This is a genomic window from Streptomyces sp. CO7, from assembly GCF_053474865.1.
Genome location: NZ_JBRIOU010000002.1, coordinates 141,174 through 162,922, shown reverse-complemented (window position 1 = coordinate 162,922; position 21,749 = coordinate 141,174). Strand labels below are relative to the sequence as shown.

General features: G+C 72.9%; 20 protein-coding genes. 6 read left to right on the top strand and 14 right to left on the bottom strand.

Annotation, left to right across the window (positions count from 1 at the left end):
* Positions 1-302: 302 nt before the first annotated feature.
* The gene (locus ACOV8S_RS02640) at positions 303-590 is read left to right on the top strand and encodes a DUF4190 domain-containing protein (RefSeq protein WP_382560504.1); all 288 of its coding nucleotides are present in this window, start codon (positions 303-305) and stop codon (positions 588-590) included.
* A 79-nt stretch (positions 591-669) separates the two neighbouring features.
* On the opposite strand, the gene ACOV8S_RS02635 is transcribed toward ACOV8S_RS02640, so the two are convergent.
* The 10 genes from ACOV8S_RS02635 to paaN form a co-directional block, all read right to left on the bottom strand.
* Positions 670-1,332: a deoxynucleoside kinase gene (locus ACOV8S_RS02635; RefSeq protein WP_448315894.1), complete on the bottom strand. Its 663-nt coding sequence runs from the start codon at positions 1,330-1,332 to the stop codon at positions 670-672.
* Between the two features lie 818 nt (positions 1,333-2,150).
* Positions 2,151-3,269, bottom strand: coding sequence for a 1,2-phenylacetyl-CoA epoxidase subunit PaaE (gene paaE / locus ACOV8S_RS02630; RefSeq protein WP_448315893.1), 1,119 nt, complete (start codon positions 3,267-3,269; stop codon positions 2,151-2,153).
* Positions 3,269-3,784 (bottom strand): 1,2-phenylacetyl-CoA epoxidase subunit PaaD, encoded by a 516-nt coding sequence (gene paaD, locus ACOV8S_RS02625; RefSeq protein ID WP_448315892.1) that lies wholly within the window; start codon positions 3,782-3,784, stop codon positions 3,269-3,271. Before paaD ends, paaE begins: the two co-directional genes overlap by 1 nt.
* A complete protein-coding gene (paaC, locus tag ACOV8S_RS02620; protein WP_448315891.1) occupies positions 3,778-4,608 on the bottom strand; it encodes a 1,2-phenylacetyl-CoA epoxidase subunit PaaC in 831 nt (276 codons plus the stop codon). Before paaC ends, paaD begins: the two co-directional genes overlap by 7 nt.
* Positions 4,609-4,617: 9 nt before the next feature.
* Entirely contained in the window at positions 4,618-4,911 is a 294-nt protein-coding gene (gene paaB / locus ACOV8S_RS02615; protein WP_108952091.1) for a 1,2-phenylacetyl-CoA epoxidase subunit PaaB, read from the bottom strand.
* A complete protein-coding gene (gene paaA / locus ACOV8S_RS02610) occupies positions 4,908-5,918 on the bottom strand; it encodes a 1,2-phenylacetyl-CoA epoxidase subunit PaaA (RefSeq protein ID WP_448315890.1) in 1,011 nt (336 codons plus the stop codon). The genes paaB and paaA overlap by 4 nt, the downstream gene beginning before the upstream one ends.
* 148 nt (positions 5,919-6,066) lie before the next feature.
* Positions 6,067-6,930, bottom strand: a complete 864-nt coding sequence (locus ACOV8S_RS02605) for a 3-hydroxyacyl-CoA dehydrogenase family protein (RefSeq protein ID WP_448315889.1) — start codon at positions 6,928-6,930, stop codon at positions 6,067-6,069.
* Positions 6,927-7,679: an enoyl-CoA hydratase/isomerase family protein gene (locus tag ACOV8S_RS02600; RefSeq protein WP_448315888.1), complete on the bottom strand. Its 753-nt coding sequence runs from the start codon at positions 7,677-7,679 to the stop codon at positions 6,927-6,929. The genes ACOV8S_RS02605 and ACOV8S_RS02600 overlap by 4 nt, the downstream gene beginning before the upstream one ends.
* A 5-nt stretch (positions 7,680-7,684) precedes the next feature.
* A complete protein-coding gene (locus ACOV8S_RS02595; protein ID WP_448315887.1) occupies positions 7,685-8,908 on the bottom strand; it encodes a thiolase family protein in 1,224 nt (407 codons plus the stop codon).
* Entirely contained in the window at positions 8,908-10,620 is a 1,713-nt protein-coding gene (gene paaN / locus ACOV8S_RS02590) for a phenylacetic acid degradation protein PaaN (RefSeq protein ID WP_448315886.1), read from the bottom strand. The genes ACOV8S_RS02595 and paaN overlap by 1 nt, the downstream gene beginning before the upstream one ends.
* 255 nt (positions 10,621-10,875) lie before the next feature.
* Between paaN and paaK the strand changes: the two genes are divergently transcribed.
* Positions 10,876-12,222: a phenylacetate--CoA ligase PaaK gene (gene paaK / locus ACOV8S_RS02585; RefSeq protein WP_448315885.1), complete on the top strand. Its 1,347-nt coding sequence runs from the start codon at positions 10,876-10,878 to the stop codon at positions 12,220-12,222.
* Positions 12,223-12,262: 40 nt separating this feature from the next.
* Entirely contained in the window at positions 12,263-12,904 is a 642-nt protein-coding gene (locus tag ACOV8S_RS02580) for a TetR/AcrR family transcriptional regulator (protein ID WP_448315884.1), read from the top strand.
* A gap of 49 nt (positions 12,905-12,953) precedes the next feature.
* Here ACOV8S_RS02580 and ACOV8S_RS02575 read toward each other — a convergent pair whose 3' ends face one another.
* Together ACOV8S_RS02575 and ACOV8S_RS02570 are read right to left on the bottom strand one after the other, a co-directional pair.
* On the bottom strand, positions 12,954-13,805 hold the full coding sequence (locus ACOV8S_RS02575) for a DUF1963 domain-containing protein (RefSeq protein ID WP_448315883.1): 852 nt from the start codon (positions 13,803-13,805) through the stop codon (positions 12,954-12,956).
* A 28-nt stretch (positions 13,806-13,833) separates the two neighbouring features.
* The gene (locus ACOV8S_RS02570; RefSeq protein WP_448315882.1) at positions 13,834-15,519 is read right to left on the bottom strand and encodes a leucine-rich repeat domain-containing protein; all 1,686 of its coding nucleotides are present in this window, start codon (positions 15,517-15,519) and stop codon (positions 13,834-13,836) included.
* 132 nt (positions 15,520-15,651) lie between these two features.
* On the opposite strand from ACOV8S_RS02570, the gene ACOV8S_RS02565 reads away from it, so the two are divergent.
* Positions 15,652-16,356 carry a DUF2470 domain-containing protein gene (locus tag ACOV8S_RS02565; protein ID WP_448315881.1) on the top strand — a complete coding sequence of 235 codons (705 nt, stop codon included), beginning with the start codon at positions 15,652-15,654 and terminating at the stop codon, positions 16,354-16,356.
* Positions 16,357-16,374: 18 nt separating this feature from the next.
* Here ACOV8S_RS02565 and ACOV8S_RS02560 read toward each other — a convergent pair whose 3' ends face one another.
* On the bottom strand, positions 16,375-17,706 hold the full coding sequence (locus ACOV8S_RS02560; RefSeq protein ID WP_448315880.1) for a class I SAM-dependent RNA methyltransferase: 1,332 nt from the start codon (positions 17,704-17,706) through the stop codon (positions 16,375-16,377).
* A 319-nt stretch (positions 17,707-18,025) separates the two neighbouring features.
* On the bottom strand, positions 18,026-20,119 hold the full coding sequence (locus ACOV8S_RS02555; RefSeq protein ID WP_448315879.1) for an APC family permease: 2,094 nt from the start codon (positions 20,117-20,119) through the stop codon (positions 18,026-18,028).
* A 244-nt stretch (positions 20,120-20,363) separates the two neighbouring features.
* Here ACOV8S_RS02555 and ACOV8S_RS02550 point away from each other — a divergent pair, with 244 nt between their 5' ends.
* Together ACOV8S_RS02550 and ACOV8S_RS02545 are read left to right on the top strand one after the other, a co-directional pair.
* On the top strand, positions 20,364-21,035 hold the full coding sequence (locus tag ACOV8S_RS02550) for an NAD-binding protein (RefSeq protein WP_448315878.1): 672 nt from the start codon (positions 20,364-20,366) through the stop codon (positions 21,033-21,035).
* Entirely contained in the window at positions 21,035-21,703 is a 669-nt protein-coding gene (locus tag ACOV8S_RS02545) for a potassium channel family protein (protein ID WP_382557648.1), read from the top strand. The genes ACOV8S_RS02550 and ACOV8S_RS02545 overlap by 1 nt, the downstream gene beginning before the upstream one ends.
* Positions 21,704-21,749: the final 46 nt, after the last annotated feature.

Below are 21,749 nucleotides of genomic sequence, written 5' to 3'. Positions count from 1 at the left end.
CCCCGATCCCACCCCTGCGGACCGGAACACTTGCGGTGTCGGAGCCGTGCGGGTGCAGGACGGAATTGTAGGACCGGGTTCGATCACATGGTGACCGGACGGTGGCTGATTCTGTCGGAGAGGGGAATCGTTACCTGGTCGCACGGGCCCCGGCCGCCTGCCGCCCGCGCCGCCCTGGACCCCGCCGGGCCCTGCTGAGTCACTTAACTCGCCTTTACTTACGTCTATTTGACATGCGATCCCGACATGGGGGCAGGCGCATGACACGACAGAAGCGAGCCGACCTCAACCGGGAGTGAGCAATGACGAGTTACGGCAACCCCTCGGCCGCGTCCTCCGGATCGCGCACCAACGGCCTGGCGATCGCGAGCCTGTGCTGCGGCATCGTCGGCCTGTTCATCATGAACATCATCCTGGGCCCGCTGGCCATCGTCCTCGGCGTCGTGGCCCGGCGGCAGGCGGGAGCGAAGAACGGCGCCGGTCTGGCCAAGGCGGGCATCATCCTGGGTGTCGTCGACGTGGTCCTGTGGCTCGTGCTGCTGCTCGTGGCCGCCAACAGCGGCGGCTTCAGCTGGTACGTGGGCGGCTGACGCACCCGACGCGCGAAACCCTGCACGACGAAAGACGCACCCGGCCCTCCACGGCCGGGTGCGTCCTGCGTGAGCGGTCTCAGGTCAGGCAGCGGGCGGCCGCGAGGGCCGTCTCGACCTCCCGCAGCACGCGGTCCGCGTCCTCGGGGTTGTTCACCACGTCCGTGCGGTCCATGTCGATGACCAGGACCTCGCTGGCCGAGTAGTGCTTGTGGACCCAGTCGTCGTAGCCGGCCCACAGGGTGCGGTAGTACTCGACGAGGCTCTCGTCCTGCTCGAAGTCGCGGCCGCGCATCCCGATCCGGGACAGCACCGTCGGGAAGGATGCCTTGAGGTACACCATCAGGTCCGGCGCCTTGCGGTACGGCAGGCCGTCGATCTCACGCATCATCTCGTCGAGCAGGCCCTCGTAGACCTGCATCTCGAGGGAGCTGATCCGGCCCAGCTCGTGGTTGACCTTGGCGAAGTACCAGTCCTCGTAGATGGAGCGGTCGAGGACGTTGTCACCCTGCCGGTAGGCCTCCTTGATCGAGGCGAACCGGGTCTGCAGGAAGTAGAGCTGGAGCAGGAAGGGGTAGCGCCGCGCCTGGATCTCCTCGGGGCTCGCCGTGTAGAAGAGCGGGAGGATCGGGTTGTCCTCCACGCTCTCGTAGAAGACCTGGCTCCCCAGTCCCTTGGCCAGCAGCTCGGCGACGCTCGTCTTACCGGTGCCGATCATGCCTCCGACGCAGATCACTGGCATACCTCACTTCTCCCTGGGGATCTTCCGTTCGCGGATGGGTGGGCTGGGCGTCCCACACCACTCAGGCACGTGTCGGCGGACACTCGATTCCCCGAGATTCGCATGATCGGCGTCATGTGGTCCCCGCCCGGACCCAGGTTCCGGCGCAGGCCACGCTCCTCGTCCGGTCGGACCGACCGTTCCGCGGACGCCGCGTGCGGCAACGCGTGACCGCCCCGCGGCCGCTTGAATAATAAGTGAAGAATCCACGACCGCCAGCCACGGTGCCGGCGCCCGCCCGCCCCGGCGCTCCGTCCCGCGCGGGGCGTGACCACTCGTGACAGCGGGTGCCCGCCGGGACCGCAGGATGGGCCGCCGCGGCGCGGCACGGGTGCCGGTGCGGCACGGCACGGGTGCCGACGCGGCGCAGTGAGGGTGCCAGTGCGGCACGGCACGAGTGCCGGCGCGGCGCAGTGCGGGCGCCGGCGCGGCCCGCGCAGGTGCCGACGGGGCGCTGCGCAGCACGGCGCGAGCCCTGCGCGGCGCAGCAGGACCCGGCCGTTCCGGAGGGGCCGCGCGGGCGACCCCGGCAGCGGCGCGAGCCCGGACACGGTGCGACCCGGCACGGCATGAGCCCCGCGGAGCCCCACGCGGCACTGCCGCCGCACGACCCCGGCGTAGCACGACCCCGGCGCGGGCGACCTCGGATCGGCCCCGGCACGGCGCGAACCCGGCGCGGGCCCGGAAGCGGCGCGACCTCGACGCGGGCGCGACCCCCAGCCGGGCAGCGCGGAAACCCTGCCCGGTGGTGGCCGGCGCAGGGTTTCCGGACGCACCCGTCAGCTGTCGAAGTCGACGGTCAGGGTGTCGGAGCAGGGGAAGGTCTGGCAGGTCAGCACGTAGCCCGCCTCGACCTCCGCCGCCTCGAGCGCGTAGTTGCGGCGCATGTCCGCCTCCCCGTCGCTGACCAGCGCCCGGCAGGTGCCGCAGACGCCGCCCTTGCAGGCGAAGGGCAGGTCGGGGCGGATCCTGGAGGCCCCGTCGAGGAGGGTCTCCTCCCGGGAGAGCGCGGAGGTGGTGGAACGGCCGTCCAGGACGACGGTGACCTCGCTGACCGGCCCGTCGGGCCCCCGCTCCTCCCGGCGCACCGGCGCGAGCGGCTCGTCGCCGGCGAAGAACAGCTCCTGGTGGACCCGCTCGTCGGGCACGCCCAGGTCGGCGAGGACCTTCTGGGCGTCGAGGACCATGCCGTGCGGGCCGCACAGCCACCAGTGGTCCGCCTCCTCCACGTCGACCAGGCCGTCGACGAGGGCCGCGAAGCGCTCCGCGTCCAGCCGCCCGGACAGCAGCTCCGCCTCGCGGGGCTCGCGGGACAGCACGTGCGCGAGCTGGAAGCGGCCCGGGTGGAGGTCCTTGAGGTCGGCCAGCTCGTCGGCGAACATCACCGAGTCGGTGCGGCGGTTGCCGTAGAAGAGCGTGACACGCGAGCGGAGGTCGGCGGCGAGGACCGACTCCGCTATGGACAGCATCGGGGTGACGCCGGACCCGGCCGCGACCAGCACGTGGTGGCCGGGGGCGGAAAGGTCGGGGGTGAAGACGCCGGTGGGAGCCATCACCTCGACGACGTCGCCGGGCCGCACCTCGTGCACCAGCCAGGAGGAGAAGAGCCCGCCGGGCACCACCCGCACTCCTATCCGGGGCAGGGCGCCGGCCGCCGAGCAGATGGAGTACGAGCGCCGCTCGTCCCGTCCGTCGACCTGGCGGCGCAGGGTGAGCGACTGGCCGGGTGCGAAGGCGAACTCCCGCGCCAGCTCCTCGGGGACGTCGAAGCTCACCGCGGCCGCGTCCTCGCACAGCCGCTGGACGGCGGACACCCGCAGGGGGTGGAAGGCCGGGCGGCGACGCACGCGCCGTCCGGCAGCGGGGGCCTCGCCGGCGGGGGCCAACTGGTCGGCCATCAGATCTCCTTGACGTACTCGAACGGCTCGCAGCAGGCGAGGCAGCGCCACAGCGCCTTGCAGGACGTGGCGCCGAACCGGGAGGTCTCCTCGGTGTCCGCCGAGCCGCAGCGCGGGCAGGACACCCGGCGCCGCGTCGGCGTCAGCGTGAGCGGAATCGGGCCGGACGCGTGGCGCGGCGCGGGGCCGGGCGGGGCGATGCCGTGCTCGGCGAGCTTGCGCCGGCCCTCGGGGGTGATCCAGTCCGTGGTCCACGGCGGGTCGAGCACCGTGCGGACCTCGACCCGCTCGAAGCCCGCGTCCCTCAGCCTGGCGGCCACCTGGGCCCGCATCTCGGCCATCGCGGGGCAGCCGGAGTAAGTGGGGGTGAGGCTCGCGACGACCGTGCCGTCCTCGCCGACCTCGACCTCGCGCAGCACTCCGAGGTCCGCCAGCGTCAGCATGGGCAGTTCCGGGTCGGGCACCTGCTCGGCGACGTGCCGGGCGCGGCGCGCGTCCCCGAGGACGGTCACCATGTCGCCTCCGGGTGGGCGCGCGCCACCGACTGCAGTTCCTCGAGCAGCGGGGCGAGGTGCTCGGTGTGACGGCCCAGGCGGCCCGCTCCCCCGCCGCCGGGGACGACCTCCGGCACCGCGAGACCGGCCGCGTCGGCGACCTGCCCGAGGACGGCGAGGACCTCCTCGCGGGCGTCGTGGGCGTCGAAGAGCTCGCCCAGGTACGCGCCCGCCTGCTGGAGACCGGCGCGCATCCGGCGGTGCGACTCCTCGGTGCCGTCACCGAGCCGGACGACCCACTCGGCCGCGTACTGACGGTGGTACGTCAGCTCCTTCACGCCCTTGGCCGCGACGGCGCGCAGCACCGGGTCGGGCGAGGCGGTGAGGCCCTGGAGGTGGGCCAGCCGCCAGCTGGACAGGACCAGCAGCCGGGCGGTGCTGAACGCGAAGTCCCCGTTGGGGAGTTCGGCCAGGGTCACGTTGCAGAAGTCACCGGCGTCGCGGAAGTAGGCGTAGGCGTCCTCACCGCGGCCGGTGCCGTCGACCTGGCCGGCCCGCGCGTAGAGCAGACGGGCCTGCCCGAGCAGGTCGAGGCCGATGTTGGCGAGCGCCACCTCCTCCTCCAGCTCGGGGGCACGGGTGGTCCACTCCGCCAGCCGCTGCGCGCTCACCAGCGCGTCGTCACCCAGGGCCAGGCACAGCGCGGCGAGCTCCGCCCCGTCGACGCCCGCCGGGACGGCGGTGTCCACGCCGTGCAGCGGGTCCTCGAAACCGGTGCCGTAGGCCCACCGGGTGTCGTCCTCGTGCTCCTCGGCGAGGGCCGTGTAGACGTGGTCGTCACTCATGCCCTGCTCCTAGATGTGGGGGACGTCGTCGGGGATGTCGTAGAAGGTGGGGTGGCGGTAGACCTTGTCCGCGCTGGGCGCGAAGAACGGGTCCTTCTCGTCACGGGTGGAGGCGGATATGTGCTCGCTGCGCACCACCCAGATCGACACGCCCTCGTTGCGCCGGGTGTAGAGGTCCCGGGCGTGGGTGAGCGCCATCCGGTCGTCGGCCGCGTGCAGCGATCCGACGTGGACGTGGTTCAGCCCGCGCTTGCCCCGCACGAACACCTCGTACAACGGCCAGTCCCGCTTCTCGCCGGTCATGCCGCCACTCCCCTTTCCGCGCTCTCGGCGCGTTCTGCCTGCTTGGCCGCGTGCGCGAGGGCCGCCTCCCGCACCCAGTCGCCTTCCTCGTGCGCGGCGCGCCGCCGCTCGACCCGCTCGGCGTTGCACGGGCCGTCGCCCTTGATGACCCGCATCAGCTCGGACCAGTCGGGGGTGCCGAAGTCGTGGCGGCCGCGCTCGGCGTTCCAGCGCAGCTCCGGGTCGGGCAGGGTGACGCCGAGCTTCTCGGCCTGCGGGACGGTCATGTCCACGAACCGCTGCCGCAGTTCGTCGTTGCTGTGCCGCTTGATCTTCCACGCCATCGACTGCGCGGAGTTGGGCGAGTTGTCGTCCGGCGGGCCGAACATCATCAGGGACGGCCACCACCAGCGGTTCACCGCGTCCTGCACCATCTCGCGCTGCGCCTCGGTGCCGCGCATCATCGTCATCAGCATCTCGTAGCCCTGCCGCTGGTGGAAGGACTCCTCCTTGCAGATCCGCACCATCGCCCGCGCGTACGGCCCGTAGGAGCTGCGGCACAGCGGGACCTGGTTGCAGATCGCGGCGCCGTCCACGAACCAGCCGATCACGCCGACGTCGGCGAACGTCAGGGTCGGGTAGTTGAAGATCGAGGAGTACTTCTGCCGGCCCTCGATCAGCCGCTCGGTCAGGTCGGCGCGGTCGACGCCCAGTGTCTCCGCGGCCGAGTAGAGGTACAGGCCGTGGCCCGCCTCGTCCTGCACCTTGGCGAACAGGATCGCCTTGCGCCGCAGGGACGGCGCCCGGGTGATCCACTCGCCCTCCGGCTGCATGCCGATGATCTCCGAGTGGGCGTGCTGCGCCACCTGGCGGATCAGCGTCCTGCGGTAGCCCTCGGGCATCCAGTCGCGCGGCTCGATGCGCTGGTCGCGCGCGATCGTCGCGTCGAACCGCTCCTGCAGTTCCGTCTCCGTCTCCGCGTCGGAAGCACCGATCACGGCCGACGAGGCGGCCTGTTGTGCCGTCATCCCTGTGTCACCTCTCCCTGCCAACCCAACCGACCGTTCGTTCGGTCGATGTTATGTCGAGCCTGTTCCGTTCGGCAAGTGCCCGGGACCCGTCAGTTCCCGCGGCGACCGGGGTCCGCGGCACCGGGCTCCGGCACCACTGCCGCCGTCACTGCCACGTGTAGAAACCCTGTCCGCTCTTGCGGCCGAGTTCGCCCCTGGCGACCTTCTCGCGCAGCAGGGCCGGCGGGGCGAACCGCTCGCCGAGGGTGCGGTGCAGGTGCTCCGCGATGGCCAGGCGCACGTCCAGTCCGACCAGGTCGGTCAGGCGCAGCGGCCCCATGGGGTGCCTGTAGCCCAGGTGCATGGCGTCGTCGATGGCCTCGGGAGCCGCCACGCCCTCCTCGACCATGCGGATGGCCTCCAGGCCCAGCGCGACGCCCAGGCGGCTGCTGACGAAGCCGGGCGAGTCCTTGACGACGACGTCCTTCTTGCCGAGGCAGCGGGTCCACTCCAGGGCTGCTTCGACCGTGGCGGGGTCGGTGCCGGGGGCCACCACGATCTCCACCAGGTCCGAGGCGGGCACCGGGTTGAAGAAGTGCATGCCCAGGAAGCGGCCGGGCCGGGTGAGGGCGGCGGCCAGTTCGGTGACCGACAGCGAGCTGGTGTTGCTGGCCAGCACGGTCCTCGCGTCCACCGCGCGTTCGGCGGCGGCGAGGACGCGGGCCTTGAGCGCGGGGTCCTCGGGCACGGCCTCGACGACCAGGTCGGCCCCGGCGGGCAGCGCGTCCAGCGATTCCACCGTGGACACGCGGGCGAGGACCGCCTCGGCCGGTTCGGGAAGCCGTCCGCGTTCGGCGGCCCGCGCCAGGCCCGTGGCCACCCGGTCCAGGGCGGCGGCCGCTGCCGCGGAGCCGCTCTCGACGACCGTGACGGCCGATCCGGCGGCCGCGTAGGACTGGGCGATGCCGGCGCCCATGCGGCCGCCGCCGATCACCCCGACGACGGCGGGTGCGGGTGCTGCGGCGGTCATGCGCGGCTCCCATTCTTCTCCAGGAAACGGGTCATGCGGTCCTTCTTGTCCGCGCCCTCGAAGAGCACGGCCTGGGCCAGGTCGTCGGCGACCGGGTGCGCGCCGGGCGAGTCGACGACGAGCTTGGTCAGGCGCAGGGCGGTGGCGGACGACCGGGCCATGCGGTCGAGGAGCGCGTGCGCCGCGGCCGGCAGCTTCTCGGCCGGGACGACGTCGATGACGAGCCCGGCGGCCAGGGCGGCCCGCGCGTCGAGGTTGCGTCCGGCGAGCAGCACCTGCTTGGCGACCGACTCGCCGACCAGCTCGGGCAGGCGCCAGCAGGCGCCGGCCGCGGCGAGGATGCCCAGTCCGGGCTCGGGGTTGCCGAAGACCGCGTCGGGTCCGGCGATCCGCAGGTCGCAGGCGTAGGCGAGTTCGGCGCCGCCGCCCAGGGCCCAGCCGTCGACGGCGGCGAGGGTCGGCATGGGCAGGCGGCGCACCCGCTCGAACAGGCGGCTGTTGATGCCCTGCAGCGCCTCGTCGCGGCCGCGCTCCAGCAGTTCGGCGATGTCGGCGCCACCGGCGAAGACCCGGCCGTGGCCGGTGAGCAGCAGCAGCCTCGGCCGGCGTTCCAGCTCGGCGCAGACCTGGTGCAGCTCGTCGATCATCTGTCCGCTGATCGCGTTGCGGGCGTCGGGCCGGTGCAGGGTGACGACGACCCGGTCGCCGCGCTCCTCGACCAGCAGGGTCTCGTACGTGTGCGCGTCCATGGCGCTCACACCCTCTCCACCAGCATCGCGACGCCCTGGCCGACGCCGACGCACAGGGTCGCCAGGCCCCTGCGGGCGTCCTCCCGCTCCAGCCGGCCCAGCAGGGTCAGCAGGATGCGCGCTCCGGAGCAGCCGAGCGGGTGCCCCAGCGCGATGGCTCCGCCGTCGGCGTTGACCTTGTCCTCGTCCAGCTTCAGCCGCCGTGTGACGGCCAGGGCCTGGGCGGCGAACGCCTCGTTCAGCTCGACGGCGTCGAGGTCCGCGGTCTCCCAGCCGGCCCGGGCGAGTGCCTTCCCGGTGGCGGGGACGGGCCCGAGTCCCATGAGGTGCGGCTGGACGCCGGCCGAGGCGGAAGTGACGATCCGGGCCCGGGGGGTGAGGCCGTACCGCTCGACGGCCGTACCGCTCGCCACGACGAGGGCGGCGGCGCCGTCGGACAGCGGCGAGGAGGAACCGGCGGTGACGACGCCGCCCTCACGGAAGATCGTGCGCAGCGTGCCGAGCTTCTCCAGGGTGGTGGAGGGGCGCGGGCCCTCGTCCCGCGTGACCTCGCCGTCCTTCACGGGGACCGGCACGATCTCGCGGTCGAAGCGGCCGGCCTCCTGGGCGGCGACGGCGCGCCGGTGGCTGCGCAGCGCGAAGGCGTCGCAGTCGGCGCGGGTGATGCCGTCGAGCGCGGCCACCTCCTCGGCGGTCTCCCCCATCGACAGGGTGTGCTTGACCGTTTCGGGTCCGGCGCCCGCGGGCACGGCGCGGTCGGCGGCGGCGAAGCGCGGGTTGGTGAACCGCCAGCCCAGCGAGGTGTCGTGCACCTCGCCCGGCTTGGCCCAGGGGGTTCCGGGTTTCTGCATCACCCAGGGGGCGCGAGTCATGGACTCGGCGCCGCCGGCCACGACCAGGTCAGCCTCGCCGGAGCGGATCGCCTGGGCGGCCGAGGCCACCGCGGTCAGGCCCGAGGCGCAGAGCCGGTTGACGGTGTAGCCGGGCACGGTGTGCGGCAGCCCCGCCAGCAGGACGGCCATACGGGCCACGTCGCGGTTGTCCTCGCCGGCCTGGTTGGCCGCGCCGAGGATCACCTCGTCCACGGCCTCGGCCGGGATGCCGGCGCGGCGCACGGCCTCGCCGACGACCAGGGCGGCCAGGTCGTCGGGGCGCACGGAGGCCAGGGCGCCGCCGTAGCGGCCCTGCGGGGTGCGCGCCCCGTCCACCAGATAGACGTCCTCGGGCATCAGGCGTTCTCCTCGACAGCGGCGGCGACGGGACGGCGGGACTGCAGGACGGCGAAGCGGCCGGTGACGAACGCCGCGTCGGAGAGGGTGGCGCTGGCCGCGGGGTTGGCGGCGCTGCCGTGGAAGTCGCTGAAGGCGGAGGACTGGTTGACGAAGACCTGGCCGGTGAGGTTCTCGGAGAGGTGGACGCCCACGTCCAGGGCGGCCTCCTCGGCGGCGGCCAGCACCTCCTCGTCGGTGGAGTGGACGGCGGCGGTCAGCGCGCCGTGGGCGCGCACCGTCTCGCGCAGCAGCTGAAGGCTGTGCCGGGTGGAATCGGTGCCGATCACGAACGACACCGGCCCGAACCACTCACGGGTGAACACCTGGCGGTCGGTCTCCGCGTCCAGGCGCGCCACCAGCGGGGTCCGCACGTCAGCCCGCGCGTACTCGGGGTGCTCGACGGGCGTCGAGGGGCGGACCGTGCGGCCGACCTCGGCGGCCTCCTTCAGCCGGCCGCGCACGCCGTCGTTGACGATCGCGCCGAGCGTGCCCGCCGCGCGGGCGGGATCGCCGAGCAGCTTGTCCAGGGCGGCGGCGAGGTCGGCGGCGAACTCGTCGGCCGTGCGCGGGCCCTGGTCGGTGGCGATGCCCTCGCGCGGGATCAGCAGGTTCTGCGGGGTGGTGCACATCTGCCCGCTGTACAGCGACAGCGAGAAGGCGAGGTTGCCGAGCAGACCGCGGTAGTCGTCGGTGGAGTCCAGCACGACGGTGTTGAGTCCGGCCTTCTCGGTGTACACGGCGGCCTGCCGGGCGTTCTCCTCCAGCCAGTCGCCGAACTCGGTGGAACCGGTGAAGTCGACGATCCGCACGTCCGGGTGCAGGGCGAGGGTGGCGGCGTCGCGGCCGCCGGGGGCCTCGGTGACCAGCAGGACGAGGTCGGGATCGAAGCCGGCCTCGGCCAGCACCTCGCGGGCGACGCGCACGGTGAGCGCCAGCGGCAGCACGGCTCCCGGGTGCGGCTTGACCAGCACCGGGTTGCCGGTGACCAGCGAGGCGAACAGGCCGGGGTAGCCGTTCCAGGTGGGGAAGGTGTTGCAGGCGACGAGCAGGGAGACGCCCCGCCCGACGGGGGTGAACTTCTTGTCCATCACCAGGGCGCCGCCCTTGCGCTGCGGCTTGCTCCAGCGGGCCGCGGCCGGCTGCGCCTTCTGCGCCGCCCACGCGTAGGCCACGGCCTCCAGGCCGCGGTCCTGGGCGTGCGGGCCACCGGCCTGGAAGGCCATGACGAAGGCCTGGCCGGTGGTGTGCTGGACGGCGTGGGCGATCTCGAAGCTCGCCGCGTTCAGCCGGGCGAGGATCTCCGCCGCGACACCGGCGCGCGTGTCCGGGCCGGCCGCGCGCCATGCCGCGACGGCCTTGCCGGCGGCGGCCACGGCCGCGTCGGGCGTCAGGCGCGGGTAGCTGATCCCGAGCGGGAAGCCGTACGGGGACTGCTCCTCGGGCGCCACCCGCCCCTCGGCCGGGTGGCCGGGGAGGTCGAACGGCCTGCCGATCTGCTCCTTGAAGGCGGCCTCGCCGAGCGGGGCGGCGTCCTCGCCGTAGACCGACTTGCTGGGCGACTCGGGATAGGGCGTCCAGTGCTCCCGGCTCGCCGCCGCGGACACCGCCTTCTCCAGCAGGGTCCGGTGGCGTGCGAAGAAGTCGGGCGCCTCGGCGGCTGGGTTCTGCATGTGACTCATCCCCTTGACAGGCACTGGCATGGCTTGAATTACTGGCCTCGCCGCACGCTAACCGAATGTTCGGTCGGTGCACAAGGTGGTACAAGTCGTGACACATACGCCGTCCTTCCTCCGGGCGGACGGCGTGCGCGGCCCTGTCGGCCGCGGCCGGGGTCCGTGGTGCGAGGGTGGTCGTGAGGCGGGGCAGCGGGCGCTTTTCCGCCACCGCGGCCGCACTGTTGGGAGCAAGGAATGCGAGGAGCCGCAATGACCAGCGAACCGAGCGCACCGGTGGACGCCACGCGCCGCCACGGCGAAGCCCTTCCGGCGGACCTGCTGGACGACGCCGAGCGGATGGTGCGGGAAGAGCTGGAGGCGCTCCAGCTGGACCGGCTCCGCCGGACGCTGCGGCACGCCTACGACAACGTCGAGCTGTACCGGAAGAAGTTCGACGACGCGGGCGTGACGCCCGACGACTGCCGGACCCTCGGCGACCTGGCCCGGTTCCCCTTCACCACCAAGGCCGACCTGCGGGAGACGTACCCCTTCGGCATGTTCGCCGTGCCGATGTCCGAGGTGCGTCGCGTCCACGCCTCCAGCGGCACCACCGGCCGCCCCACCGTGGTCGGCTACACCGAGAAGGACCTCTCGACCTGGGCCGACGTGGTCGCCCGCTCGATCCGCGCGGCCGGCGGCCGCCCCGGGCACAAGGTCCACATCTCCTACGGCTACGGCCTCTTCACCGGAGGGCTCGGCGCCCACTACGGCGCGGAGCGCGCCGGATGCACCGTGATCCCCGCCTCCGGCGGGATGACGGCGCGGCAGGTCCAGATCATCCAGGACTTCCAGCCCGAGATCATCATGGTCACCCCGTCCTACATGCTCACCCTGCTCGACGAGTTCGAGCGCCAGGGCGTCGACCCGCGGTCCACCTCCCTGCGGATCGGCATCTTCGGCGCCGAGCCGTGGACGGAGGCGATGCGCCGCGAGGTCGAGGAGCGCATGGGCATCCACGCCGTCGACATCTACGGACTGTCAGAGGTGATGGGCCCCGGCGTGGCGCAGGAGTGCGTGGAGACCAAGGACGGCCTGCACGTCTGGGAGGACCACTTCCTGCCCGAGGTCGTCGACCCGGTCACCGACGCCCTGCTGCCCGACGGGGAGAGCGGGGAGCTCGTCTTCACCTCGCTCACCAAGGAGGCGCTCCCCGTGATCCGCTACCGCACCCGGGACCTCACCCGGCTGCTGCCCGGCACCGCCCGCCCGGCGTTCCGCCGCATCGAGAAGATAACCGGCCGGTGCGACGACATGATCATCCTGCGTGGGGTGAACGTCTTCCCGAGCCAGATCGAGGAGGTGGTGCTGGGCACGCCCGGCGTCGCCCCGCACTTCCAGATCCGGCTCAGCACCCGGGGCCGGATGGACCACATGACCGTCCGCGTCGAGTCCGCCCGCGGCGCGGGGCCGGAGCAGCGCGAGGCGGCCGCCCGCGCGATCGCCAAGGGCGTCAAGGACGGCGTCGGCGTGAGCGTGGAGGTGACGATCGTGGAGCCCGAGACCCTGGAGCGTTCACTGGGCAAGCTCCGCCGGATCGAGGACCTGCGTGGAGCCTGACCTGTCCGGACCCGCCCCGTCCGCCCGACACCATGAGCGGATGACCGACACGCCGACCGGCCGCCCCGCCCGGCGCGGGGAACGGCCCGCCTACGACCGCGACTCCCTCCTGGCGGTCGCGGTGGCGGTCTTCAACGAGCGCGGGTACGACGGCACCGGCATGGAGGACCTGGCACGGCGCCTCGGCCTGAGCAAGTCCAGCATCTACCACCACGTCTCCGGCAAGGAGGAACTGCTCTCCCTGGCCGTCACCCGCGCCCTGGACGCGGTCTTCGCCGTGCTGGACGAGGACCCCGCGGCGCCCGGCGCGACGGCGACGGCCCGGCTGCGGCACGTCCTGCACCGCAGCGTCGAGGTGCTGGCCGCCGAGCTGCCCTACGTCACCCTGCTGCTGCGACTGCGCGGCAACAGCGACACCGAGCGGCGGGCCCTGGAGCGGCGGCGCGAGTTCGACCACCGCTTCGCCGGCCTGGTCGTACGCGCCGCCGCCGAGGGCGGCGTGCGCGACGACATCGACCCCCACCTGGCGAGCCGCCTGCTGTTCGGCACGGTGAACTCCCTCATCGAGTGGTACCGCCCCGACGGCGACCTCCCGGTGACCACGGTGGCCGACGCGCTCACGGCCATGCTCTTCGAAGGGCTGGGCCGCCCGGCGCCCGCGGACGAGGGCGCGGCGCGTTAGGCGTCCGCGCCCCCGACGGCCGGCCGGTCGTCGGGGGCGCGGATCGGCGTCACGGGTTCCAGGTCATCGTCGCGTAGACCCGGTCGAAGCGGCCCGCCGCCAGGTCTTGCCGGGCGATCGACCACGAGTAGAGGGCCATCTCCAGCCCGTCGAGCCCGTGCACCCACTGGGCAAGACACACCCAGTCCCCGGGACGCACCTCCGCCGCGGACGGGGGAAGCTCCCCCCGCGCCTCCGCCCGTGCCGCCTCCCGTCCGGCGGCCACACTGGGGTCCTCCCACTGATCCTCGTCCTCGGCGTAACCCCCCAGCTGCAGCCCGAGATGGATGTCGTCGCCCGGTGTCTCCGTCCACACCTCGACCAGCTCATCCGCCCGGGGATGACCCGGAAGGTGCTCCCACCCGAAGGGATCCCCGGGGGCACGGACCGAGCTGTGGTACGGCAGGGACACACCGGACCGCAGGTGGAGCAGCCCTTCCGGGAAGTCCGTCTCGTACGGGTAGTTCCTCCACTCCGGGTCCAGGTCGAGGTGGCGTTCCTCGACCCGCGTGCCGGCGGGGACGTGGAAGGCGCCGCCCAGGTTCCTCTCGCCGATGCTGTCCGGGTCGGGGTCGGCGAACAGCAGCAGGTGGCCGTCGGCGGGCAGGTCGAGGTTGGTCACTCCGGCCGGAACCGCGGCGAGGTCGACGGTGGCGGCGAGCTTGCACCAGGGATCGGGGGCGTCGACGGGAAGCAGGAGGGGCCCGCCAAGCCGCCCCACCACCGGCCCCTCCCCCCTGGTGTCCAGCAGGGCGCAGGGCCGGGCGATGTCCGTCCATCGCCTGATGTCTTCCGGGGGTATGCCCTCGGCGAGGGCCGTCTCGCGGAACTCGGTCAGTGTGTCCAGTACTTCGGGACGCATGGGAAGTCTCCTGCGGGCAGGTCGGTGGTCAGGGGTGGAGCGTCACGGTCACGCCGCGGGCCCTGAGCTCGGTCACCACGGGGTCGAGGGCCCCCGACGCCGAGAACACACTCCCTTCGGCCAGGTGGATCCGCGTCAGCGACGGCATGGCGAGCAAGGGCCTGGCGTCCCTCAGCGACCGGCAGCCGCGCAGGTCGAGTTCGGCGAGGTGGCGCAGGGCGGTGAGAGGGGTGACGTCGGCCGGCGCGGACGTCCGGAGCTCGAGCACCCGAAGACCGCCGAGGCCGGCCAGGCCGGCCGTGTCCGCCCACCGCGCGCCGGACAGCGAGAGCGACTCGAGCTGCCGCACCGGCACGCCTTCGACCAAGGGGCAGTCGCGCAGGACCAGTTCGCGCAGGCCGGGACACTCCCGGAGGGCGTCGAGCGATTCCAGGCCCTCCATGTACAGGAGGGTGAGCTTGTTCAGCGGAGACCCGGACAGGTCGCCGAGCTCGCGGACGGCGGAGCCGTTGATCATCAGGGTGCGCAGTGCGGGCAGGCCGCCGAGCCCTCTCAGATCGGCCAGGGAGGAGCATCCGGTCAGGGTCACCTCCCGCAGTGCCGGAAGCCCCTCCAGGCCCTTGGCGCCGGTCAGTTCGGAGCTGCCGTGGATGCCGAGCTTCTCCAGACGGGGATGTCCGTCCAGCCCTTCCAGCGATCTCAGCCCGCCGCAGTTTCGGAGGGTGAGGGACCGGAGCTGCGGCAGAGCCGCGAAGGGTGACAGATCGCGGAGCCCGTCGAGGTCGCTCAGCTGGAGGTGGGCGAGGTTCCGCAGTTCGTCGAGTCCCTCCAGGTCCGTCAGTGACCCGCAGAAGCGGAGATCCAGGGACTCTAGGGCGGGGAGCACCGGCCCCAAGCCGCCCAGGGAGCGCACGGCGGTCCAGTTCAGGGTCAGGTGGCGCAGGTGGCCGAGGTGCCGCAGTGGCGCCAAGTCCTCGACGGCGCCGCACCGGCTCAGGTCGAGGCGGGTGAGCCGGGAGAGGCGGCCGATCGGGGTGAGGTCCTCCACGCTCCGGCAGCCGCCGAGATCGAGGTCCCTCAGGCCGGTGAGTGCGCCGACCTCGGTGAGGTCGGTCAGCTCCCCGCACGTGTCGAGGTGGAGCTTCTCCAGCATCGTGAGGTGCCGCAGGCCGCGCAGCGAGGGGGCGTACGGCAGTCGCAGCTCTGTCCTGCCCTCCTGGCGGAACGCCGGAGCGAGCAGGTGCTCGGCGAGGCCGTCCGGGTCGGGCGACGTCCACCACATGCGAAGGAGGAACGTGGACGCGAACCGGTCCGCGGGAAGGAACCGGGCCGCCAGCCTCAGGGCGTGCCCGCCGTCACCCGGCGCGGACAGGGCGACCAGCCTGCTGACGGCCTTGCGGGCGTGGTACGCCGGAGCCGGCAGGTCCGCGGCGAAGCCGAACGGGTCTCCGTCGGCGATCGCCCATAACCGGGCCAGCTCCTCGGTGGAACAGTCGGACGCCTCGCTGTACCGCACGGCCGGCCGCAGGGCCTCCTCGCCGCCGCCGGACGCCGCCGACCGCAGGAGCTCCCTGACCCGCTCGCCCGCCTCGGCGGGAGTGGCGGTCTGGGGGCCGGCCCTCAACTCCGCCGACCGGGGCGCGAGTTCCTCACGTGGCTGGTCACCGTCATGCGTGCCGCCGGTGGGCGCACCGGAGGGAGTGGATCGTGTCATGGGAGGACTGTAGGAGCCTGGTGCGACACGACGAGCGGCACGGGCCCGGGAGGGGTGCGCATCGACACCGCAAGCGCTAAGTTAGGTTAGCCTCACCTAACCATTCGAAGCGACGTCGTCCCGGGAGCCCCCATGCGCCTTCGCAGTGTCCCCACCACGCGCCCGACCCCCGCCGAGCGCATGCGGTCGATCCTCGCGGCCGCCCACTCCATGAGTGTGGTGACCGACGGCCGGCGTCACGAGATCCACCGCCTCGACGGGACGGCGGCGATGCACCGCATCCACCTGCACGGTCCCGACGCCGAGGAGACGTCCGGCGCCCGGACGTCCGACGCCCCGATCAGGGTGGAGCTCACCGACATCGCCCCCACCCCGGTACGCGACCGGCTGCGCGCGCGGGTGACGCTCACGGGCGTGACGGCCGGTCCCTTCGACCCGGACGGGGACGGGAGCGCCTGCGTCCTGCTCCACCAGGCGGTCATCGAGGGCGCCGACGGCCGCACCTTCGTGCCCTGGAGCCGGCTGGAGACGGCCGAACCCGACCCCCTGGCCACCTGCGAGGCCTCCCTGCTGCACCACCTGGCCGGCGCCCACGCCGACCACGTGGCGGAACTCGCCCGCCTCGTCGTCCCGGACACCGAGCGGGAGCACCCGGTGCGCGTCCTGCCCGTCCGGCTGGACCGCTACGGCGTCACCCTGCGCCTGGAACGCGCCACGGCGTGGAACGACGTACGCCTGCCGTTCCCCACCCCGGCCGACGACCCCGCCGAGGTCGGCGTCCGCATCCTCGCGCTGCTCTCGGCGGGCCGAGGCACCTTCCGCTCCGGCACGCCGTGAGTCCCTGTCTCCAGGCGGTCAGTCGCCCTTCTTGACCGGCTCCAGGATCGCCACGCACTCCACGTGGTGGGTCATCGGGAACAGGTCGAAGACCCGCAGGGTGCGGACCCGGTAGCCGCCGTCGCGGAAGTACGCGATGTCGCGGGCGAGGGCGGCCGGGTCGCAGGCGACGTAGGCGACGCGGCGCGCGCCGAGGGAGGCGAGGTGGGCGACGGTCTTGCGGCCGGCGCCGGCGCGGGGCGGGTCGAGGACGATCAGGTCCACCTCGGTGATGCCGGTGCGCGGCAGGACCGCCTCGACCTTGCCCTGCTCGATGCGGACCCGGTCGAAGCCGTCCAGGTTGTGGCGGGCGTCCTCCACCGCGCGCTTGCCGGACTCGATGCCGAGGACCGCGCCCTCGTCGCCGAGGCGGTCGGCGAGCGCGCCCGCGAAGAGGCCGACGCCGCAGTACAGGTCGAGCGCGGTCTCGCCCTTGCGGGGCAGCAGGCCCTGCATCACCGCGGTGACGAGGGTGTCCGCGGCCTTCGGGTGGACCTGCCAGAAGCCGCCGCTGCCGACGCGGTAGGTGCGGCCGTCGGCCCGCTCGCGGACGAAGGGGCGGCCGTGCACCCGGTGCACCCCGCCGTCCTTCTCGCCGACCCGCATCACGGAGACGGGACGGTCCAGCTCGACGATGGGCAGCCGGGCGCCCACCCGCGGGGCGAGGATGACCTGGCGGTCCTGGGAGCCGGTGGCGGCGATGGCCTCCACGCTCTCCATGCCGGACCAGTCGCGCTGCTCGATGCCGAGCTCGCTGACGCCCTCGGCGGCGATCAGGCAGCGGTCGATGACCTGCACCTCGTGCGAGCGGTGCTTGCGCAGGCCGGCCTGCCCGGTGTCCGGGTCGACGGCGTACTGCACGCGGGTGCGCCAGGACGGGACCTCGCCGGCGGGCACCTTGTCGCCCTCGGCGGGCATCACGGTGCCGTCCCAGCCGGCCTCCTCCGGGGTGAGCCCGGCGAGGCGCTGCAGCTGCTCGGCGACGACCTCGCCCTTGAGCCGCCGCTGGGCGCCCGGCTTGGCGTGCTGCCAGTCGCAGCCGCCGCACTTGCCGGGGCCCGCGAACGGGCAGGGCGCCTCGACGCGGTCCTTGGACGCCTCGAGGATCTCCACGGCGTCGGCGCGCAGGAACCGCGCGCCCTCCTCGCCCTCGGTGACGCGGGCGACGACGCGCTCGCCGGGCAGCGTGTGCCGGACGAAGAGGACCTGGCCCTCGTCGGTCCGGGCGATGCAGTGCCCACCGTGGGCCACGGGGCCGATCTCGACCTCGTACTCCTCCCCCACCAGCGACTTCTTCTCCTGTGCCTGCATGGCGGGGTGACTCCACAACCTCGGTGACGAATCGGGCGCGCGCACCGGTGGCGCGCGTCCGGACAACAGCCGACCAGTCTACGCGGTCGGCGCGCCCGACCGACCGGACCGATTCCGGACCGGACGGGCAGGGGGAGCGGGCGGACCCGCCGGGCCCGGGCGCGGGCGGACCCGCCGGCAGCGCGTGGGCGGACCCTCAGGCCCGGCGCCGCCCAGCCCGGCCGGCCCAGCCGGCCCGGCCGGCCCAGCCGGCCCGGCCAGGCCACCCGGGTCACCCTGGGAGCCGGCTACACCACCGACGAAGGCCAGCAGGGCCGCCCTACGACCCGTCCGCCCGGGTCGAGCCCTTGCGGTCGCGCCGCTCGCCGTTGCCGCCGTTGCCGCCGTTGCGCGAAGGGGCGGCGGGTCCGCGCCGCACCGAACCGGGGGCGGTCCAGTTCGCCCGCCGCCGCGCCCGCAGCCGGGCCACCTCGGAGGACTCCAGCTGGTACGGGACCGAGGTGACCATCACACCGGCCTGGAAGAGCAGCCGGCCCTTGAGCCGCAGCGCGCTCTGGTTGTGGAGCAGCTGCTCGTACCAGTGGCCGACCACGTACTCGGGGATGTAGACGGACACCACGTCGCGCGGCGACTCCCGGCGCAGGTTCTTGACGTACTCCACCACCGGGCGGGTGACCTCGCGGTACGGGGAGTCCAGGACCTTCAGCGGCACGTCGATGCGGCGCCGGTCCCACTCCTCGCGGAGTTCCTTCGTCTCGGCGAGGTCGACGTTGACGGTGAGCGCCTCCAGGGTGTCGGAGCGCATCATCCGGGCGTAGCTCAGCGCACGCAGGGCCGGCTTGTGGACCTTGGAGACCAGGACCACCGAGTGCACGCGGGAGGGCCGCTGGCTCTCGTCGCCGGGCTCCTCGGGCGCGGCGATCTCCTCGGCGACCCGGTCGTAGTGGCGCCGGATCACCGTCATCGTGCCGTAGAAGATCACCATGCCCAGCAGGGCGACCCAGGCGCCGTGGGTGAACTTGGTGAGCAGCACCACGACGAGCACCAGGCCGGTGAAGGTGGCGCCGAAGGCGTTGATGGCGCGGGAGCGCTGCATCCGGCGGCGGGCCGCCTGGTCGCGCTCGGTCGCCAGGTGGCGGTTCCAGTGCCGGACCATGCCGATCTGGCTGATGGTGAAGGAGACGAACACGCCGACGATGTACAGCTGGATCAGCCGCGTGGAGTCCGCGTCGTAAACCACCACGAGCAGCGCGGCCGCGCCGGCCAGCAGCACGATGCCGTTGGAGAAGGCGAGGCGGTCGCCGCGGGTGTGCAGCTGGCGGGGCAGGTAGCGGTCCTGGGCCAGGATCGAGCCGAGCACCGGGAAGCCGTTGTAGGCGGTGTTGGCGGCGAGGAAGAGGACCAGCGCGGTGGCCCCGGCGAGGATCAGGAAGGGCAGCGTGTTGTGCCCGAAGACGGCCTCGGCGACCTGGGTGATCACCGGGTCCTGGACGTAGTCGGAACCGACCGGCCGCCCGTTGTCCAGCAGGTCGCGGGCGGGCGACTCGGCCATCTTGACGCCGGTGGCCATGGCGAGGGCGATGATGCCGCAGAACATGGTGACGGCGATCGTGCCCATCAGCAGCAGCGTGGTCGCCGCGTTGCGCGACTTCGGCTTGCGGAAGGCGGGCACGCCGTTGGAGATCGCCTCCACGCCGGTCAGCGCGGCGCAGCCGGAGGAGAAGGCCCGCAGCAGCAGGAAGACCAGCGCGAAGCCGGCGATCCCCTGGTGCTCGGCGTGGATCTCGAAGTCGGCGGTGGGCGCCCGCATCTCGTCGCCGAGGAACATGCCGCGGAAGGCGCCCCAGAGGATCATCGCGAAGACGCCGGTGACGAAGACGTAGGTCGGGATGGCGAAGAGCTTGCCCGACTCCTTCACCCCGCGCAGGTTCATCAGGGTGAGCAGCACGATCACGGCGACCGCGCAGGCGACCTTGTGCTCGACCACGAACGGCACGGCCGAGCCGAGGTTCTCGATGCCCGAGGCGATCGAGACGGCCACGGTGAGCACGTAGTCCACCAGCAGGGCGCTGGCGACGGTCTTGCCGGCCCGGCGGCCCAGGTTGGTGGTGGCCACCTCGTAGTCGCCGCCGCCGCTGGGGTAGGCGTGCACGTTCTGCCGGTACGAGGCGACGACCGTGAACATCAGCACCACGACCGCCACGGCGATCCAAGGGCTGAAGTGGTAGGCCGACACACCCGCGATCGACAGGACCAGCAGCACCTCGCCGGGCGCGTAGGCCACGGAGGAGAGCGGGTCGGAGGCGAAGACGGGCAGGGCGACCCTCTTGGGCAGGAGGGTCTCCCCCAGCCGGTCGCTGCGGAGTGCGCGCCCGATGAGGATGCGTTTGGGCACGTCGGTCAGTTTGGACACGACAGTGGATCGTAGGCCCGAGCAGGGGGAGGACCCAGCCAGGGACATCAGGATCGCGTTAAGGGGCTCAAAACATCGCCAAGGCTTTACCCGGCCGGTGCGGGGGGTGGTTTACTCCGGACGCTGCGTGTGTACCTTGGGCGGCTGTCTGAGACCCTGTTCCTGTCGGCCGGCGACGCCGGGCGGCACGTACGGCTGGACAGCATCAGTGCGGAACGACAATCGGGACACCGGAAGGACGGTCGTGCACATCGTCATCATGGGCTGCGGACGCGTAGGCGCCGCGCTCGCCCAGACCTTGGAGCAGCAGGGGCACACGGTCGCCGTGATCGACCGCGACCCCACCGCCTTCCGCCGGCTGGGCTCCGGTTTCGGAGGCCGCCGGGTCACCGGCGTGGGCTTCGACCAGGACACCCTGCGTGAGGCCGGGATCGAGGAGGCGGGCGCCTTCGCCGCCGTCTCCAGCGGCGACAACTCCAACATCATCGCCGCCCGGGTGGCCCGCGAGATGTTCGGCATCGAGCACGTCGCGGCCCGCATCTACGACCCTCGGCGGGCGGAGGTCTACCAGCGCCTCGGCATCCCGACGGTGGCCACGGTCCGCTGGACGGCCGACCAGATGCTGCGCCGCCTGCTGCCCTCGGGCGCCGAGCCGCTGTGGCGCGACCCCACCGGCGGCGTCCAGCTGGCCGAGGTGCACACCTCCCCGGCCTGGATCGGCCACCGGATCAGCCGGCTGCAGGACGAGACGGGCGTGCGGGTGGCCTATCTCACCCGGTTCGGCGAGGCGATGATCCCCACGTCGCAGACCGTCCTCCAGGACGGCGACCTGGTCCACGTCATGATGCGGACCGAGGACGTGGCCGAGATCGAGGCCGCGTTCGCCAAGGGTCCGGAAGAGGAGGCGGGGCACTGATGAGGGTCGCCATTGCCGGAGCCGGCGCCGTCGGCCGCTCGATCGCGGGCGAGCTGCTGGAGAACGGCCACGAGATCCTGCTGATCGACAAGGCGCCGACCGCCATCTCGGTGGAGCGGGTGCCGCGGGCCGAGTGGCTGCTCGCCGACGCCTGCGAGATCACCTCGCTGGACGAGGCGGCGCTGCAGCGCTGCAACGTCGTGATCGCCGCCACCGGTGACGACAAGGTCAACCTGGTGGTCTCGCTGCTGGCGAAGACCGAGTACGGGGTGCCGCGGGTCGTGGCCCGGGTCAACAACCCCAAGAACGAGTGGCTCTTCAACGAGGCGTGGGGCGTGGACGTCGCCGTCTCGACGCCGCGGCTGATGTCCGCCCTGGTGGAGGAGGCGGTGAGCGTCGGCGACCTGGTGCGCCTGCTGCGCTTCAGCCACGGCGACGCCAACCTGGTCGAGCTCACGCTGCCCCCGGAGTCGGCCCTGGCCGGCACCCGGGTGGGGGACGTGGCCTGGCCGCAGGACACCTCGCTGGTCACCATCATCCGCGGCTCGCGGGTGCTGGCGCCCTCCCCCGAGGACTCGCTGGAGGCCGGCGACGAGCTCCTGTTCGTGGCCGCGCAGGACCGCGAGGAGCAGCTGGAGAGCCTGCTGTCGGTGCGCAACAACGTCTGACGACGCCCGCACACCACGAAGCGGCGGGTCCGCGACACCTCGGAAG

Bases quoted from the DNA above. Each gene is read 5' to 3' on its own strand.
- ACOV8S_RS02640 (WP_382560504.1), top strand. From the start codon at position 303: ATGACGAGTTACGGCAACCCCTCGGCCGCGTCCTCCGGATCGCGCACC.
- ACOV8S_RS02635 (WP_448315894.1), bottom strand. From the start codon at position 1,332: ATGCCAGTGATCTGCGTCGGAGGCATGATCGGCACCGGTAAGACGAGC.
- paaE (WP_448315893.1), bottom strand. From the start codon at position 3,269: ATGGCCGACCAGTTGGCCCCCGCCGGCGAGGCCCCCGCTGCCGGACGG.
- paaD (WP_448315892.1), bottom strand. From the start codon at position 3,784: ATGGTGACCGTCCTCGGGGACGCGCGCCGCGCCCGGCACGTCGCCGAG.
- paaC (WP_448315891.1), bottom strand. From the start codon at position 4,608: ATGAGTGACGACCACGTCTACACGGCCCTCGCCGAGGAGCACGAGGAC.
- paaB (WP_108952091.1), bottom strand. From the start codon at position 4,911: ATGACCGGCGAGAAGCGGGACTGGCCGTTGTACGAGGTGTTCGTGCGG.
- paaA (WP_448315890.1), bottom strand. From the start codon at position 5,918: ATGACGGCACAACAGGCCGCCTCGTCGGCCGTGATCGGTGCTTCCGAC.
- ACOV8S_RS02605 (WP_448315889.1), bottom strand. From the start codon at position 6,930: ATGACCGCCGCAGCACCCGCACCCGCCGTCGTCGGGGTGATCGGCGGC.
- ACOV8S_RS02600 (WP_448315888.1), bottom strand. From the start codon at position 7,679: ATGGACGCGCACACGTACGAGACCCTGCTGGTCGAGGAGCGCGGCGAC.
- ACOV8S_RS02595 (WP_448315887.1), bottom strand. From the start codon at position 8,908: ATGCCCGAGGACGTCTATCTGGTGGACGGGGCGCGCACCCCGCAGGGC.
- paaN (WP_448315886.1), bottom strand. From the start codon at position 10,620: ATGCAGAACCCAGCCGCCGAGGCGCCCGACTTCTTCGCACGCCACCGG.
- paaK (WP_448315885.1), top strand. From the start codon at position 10,876: ATGACCAGCGAACCGAGCGCACCGGTGGACGCCACGCGCCGCCACGGC.
- ACOV8S_RS02580 (WP_448315884.1), top strand. From the start codon at position 12,263: ATGACCGACACGCCGACCGGCCGCCCCGCCCGGCGCGGGGAACGGCCC.
- ACOV8S_RS02575 (WP_448315883.1), bottom strand. From the start codon at position 13,805: ATGCGTCCCGAAGTACTGGACACACTGACCGAGTTCCGCGAGACGGCC.
- ACOV8S_RS02570 (WP_448315882.1), bottom strand. From the start codon at position 15,519: ATGACACGATCCACTCCCTCCGGTGCGCCCACCGGCGGCACGCATGAC.
- ACOV8S_RS02565 (WP_448315881.1), top strand. From the start codon at position 15,652: ATGCGCCTTCGCAGTGTCCCCACCACGCGCCCGACCCCCGCCGAGCGC.
- ACOV8S_RS02560 (WP_448315880.1), bottom strand. From the start codon at position 17,706: ATGCAGGCACAGGAGAAGAAGTCGCTGGTGGGGGAGGAGTACGAGGTC.
- ACOV8S_RS02545 (WP_382557648.1), top strand. From the start codon at position 21,035: ATGAGGGTCGCCATTGCCGGAGCCGGCGCCGTCGGCCGCTCGATCGCG.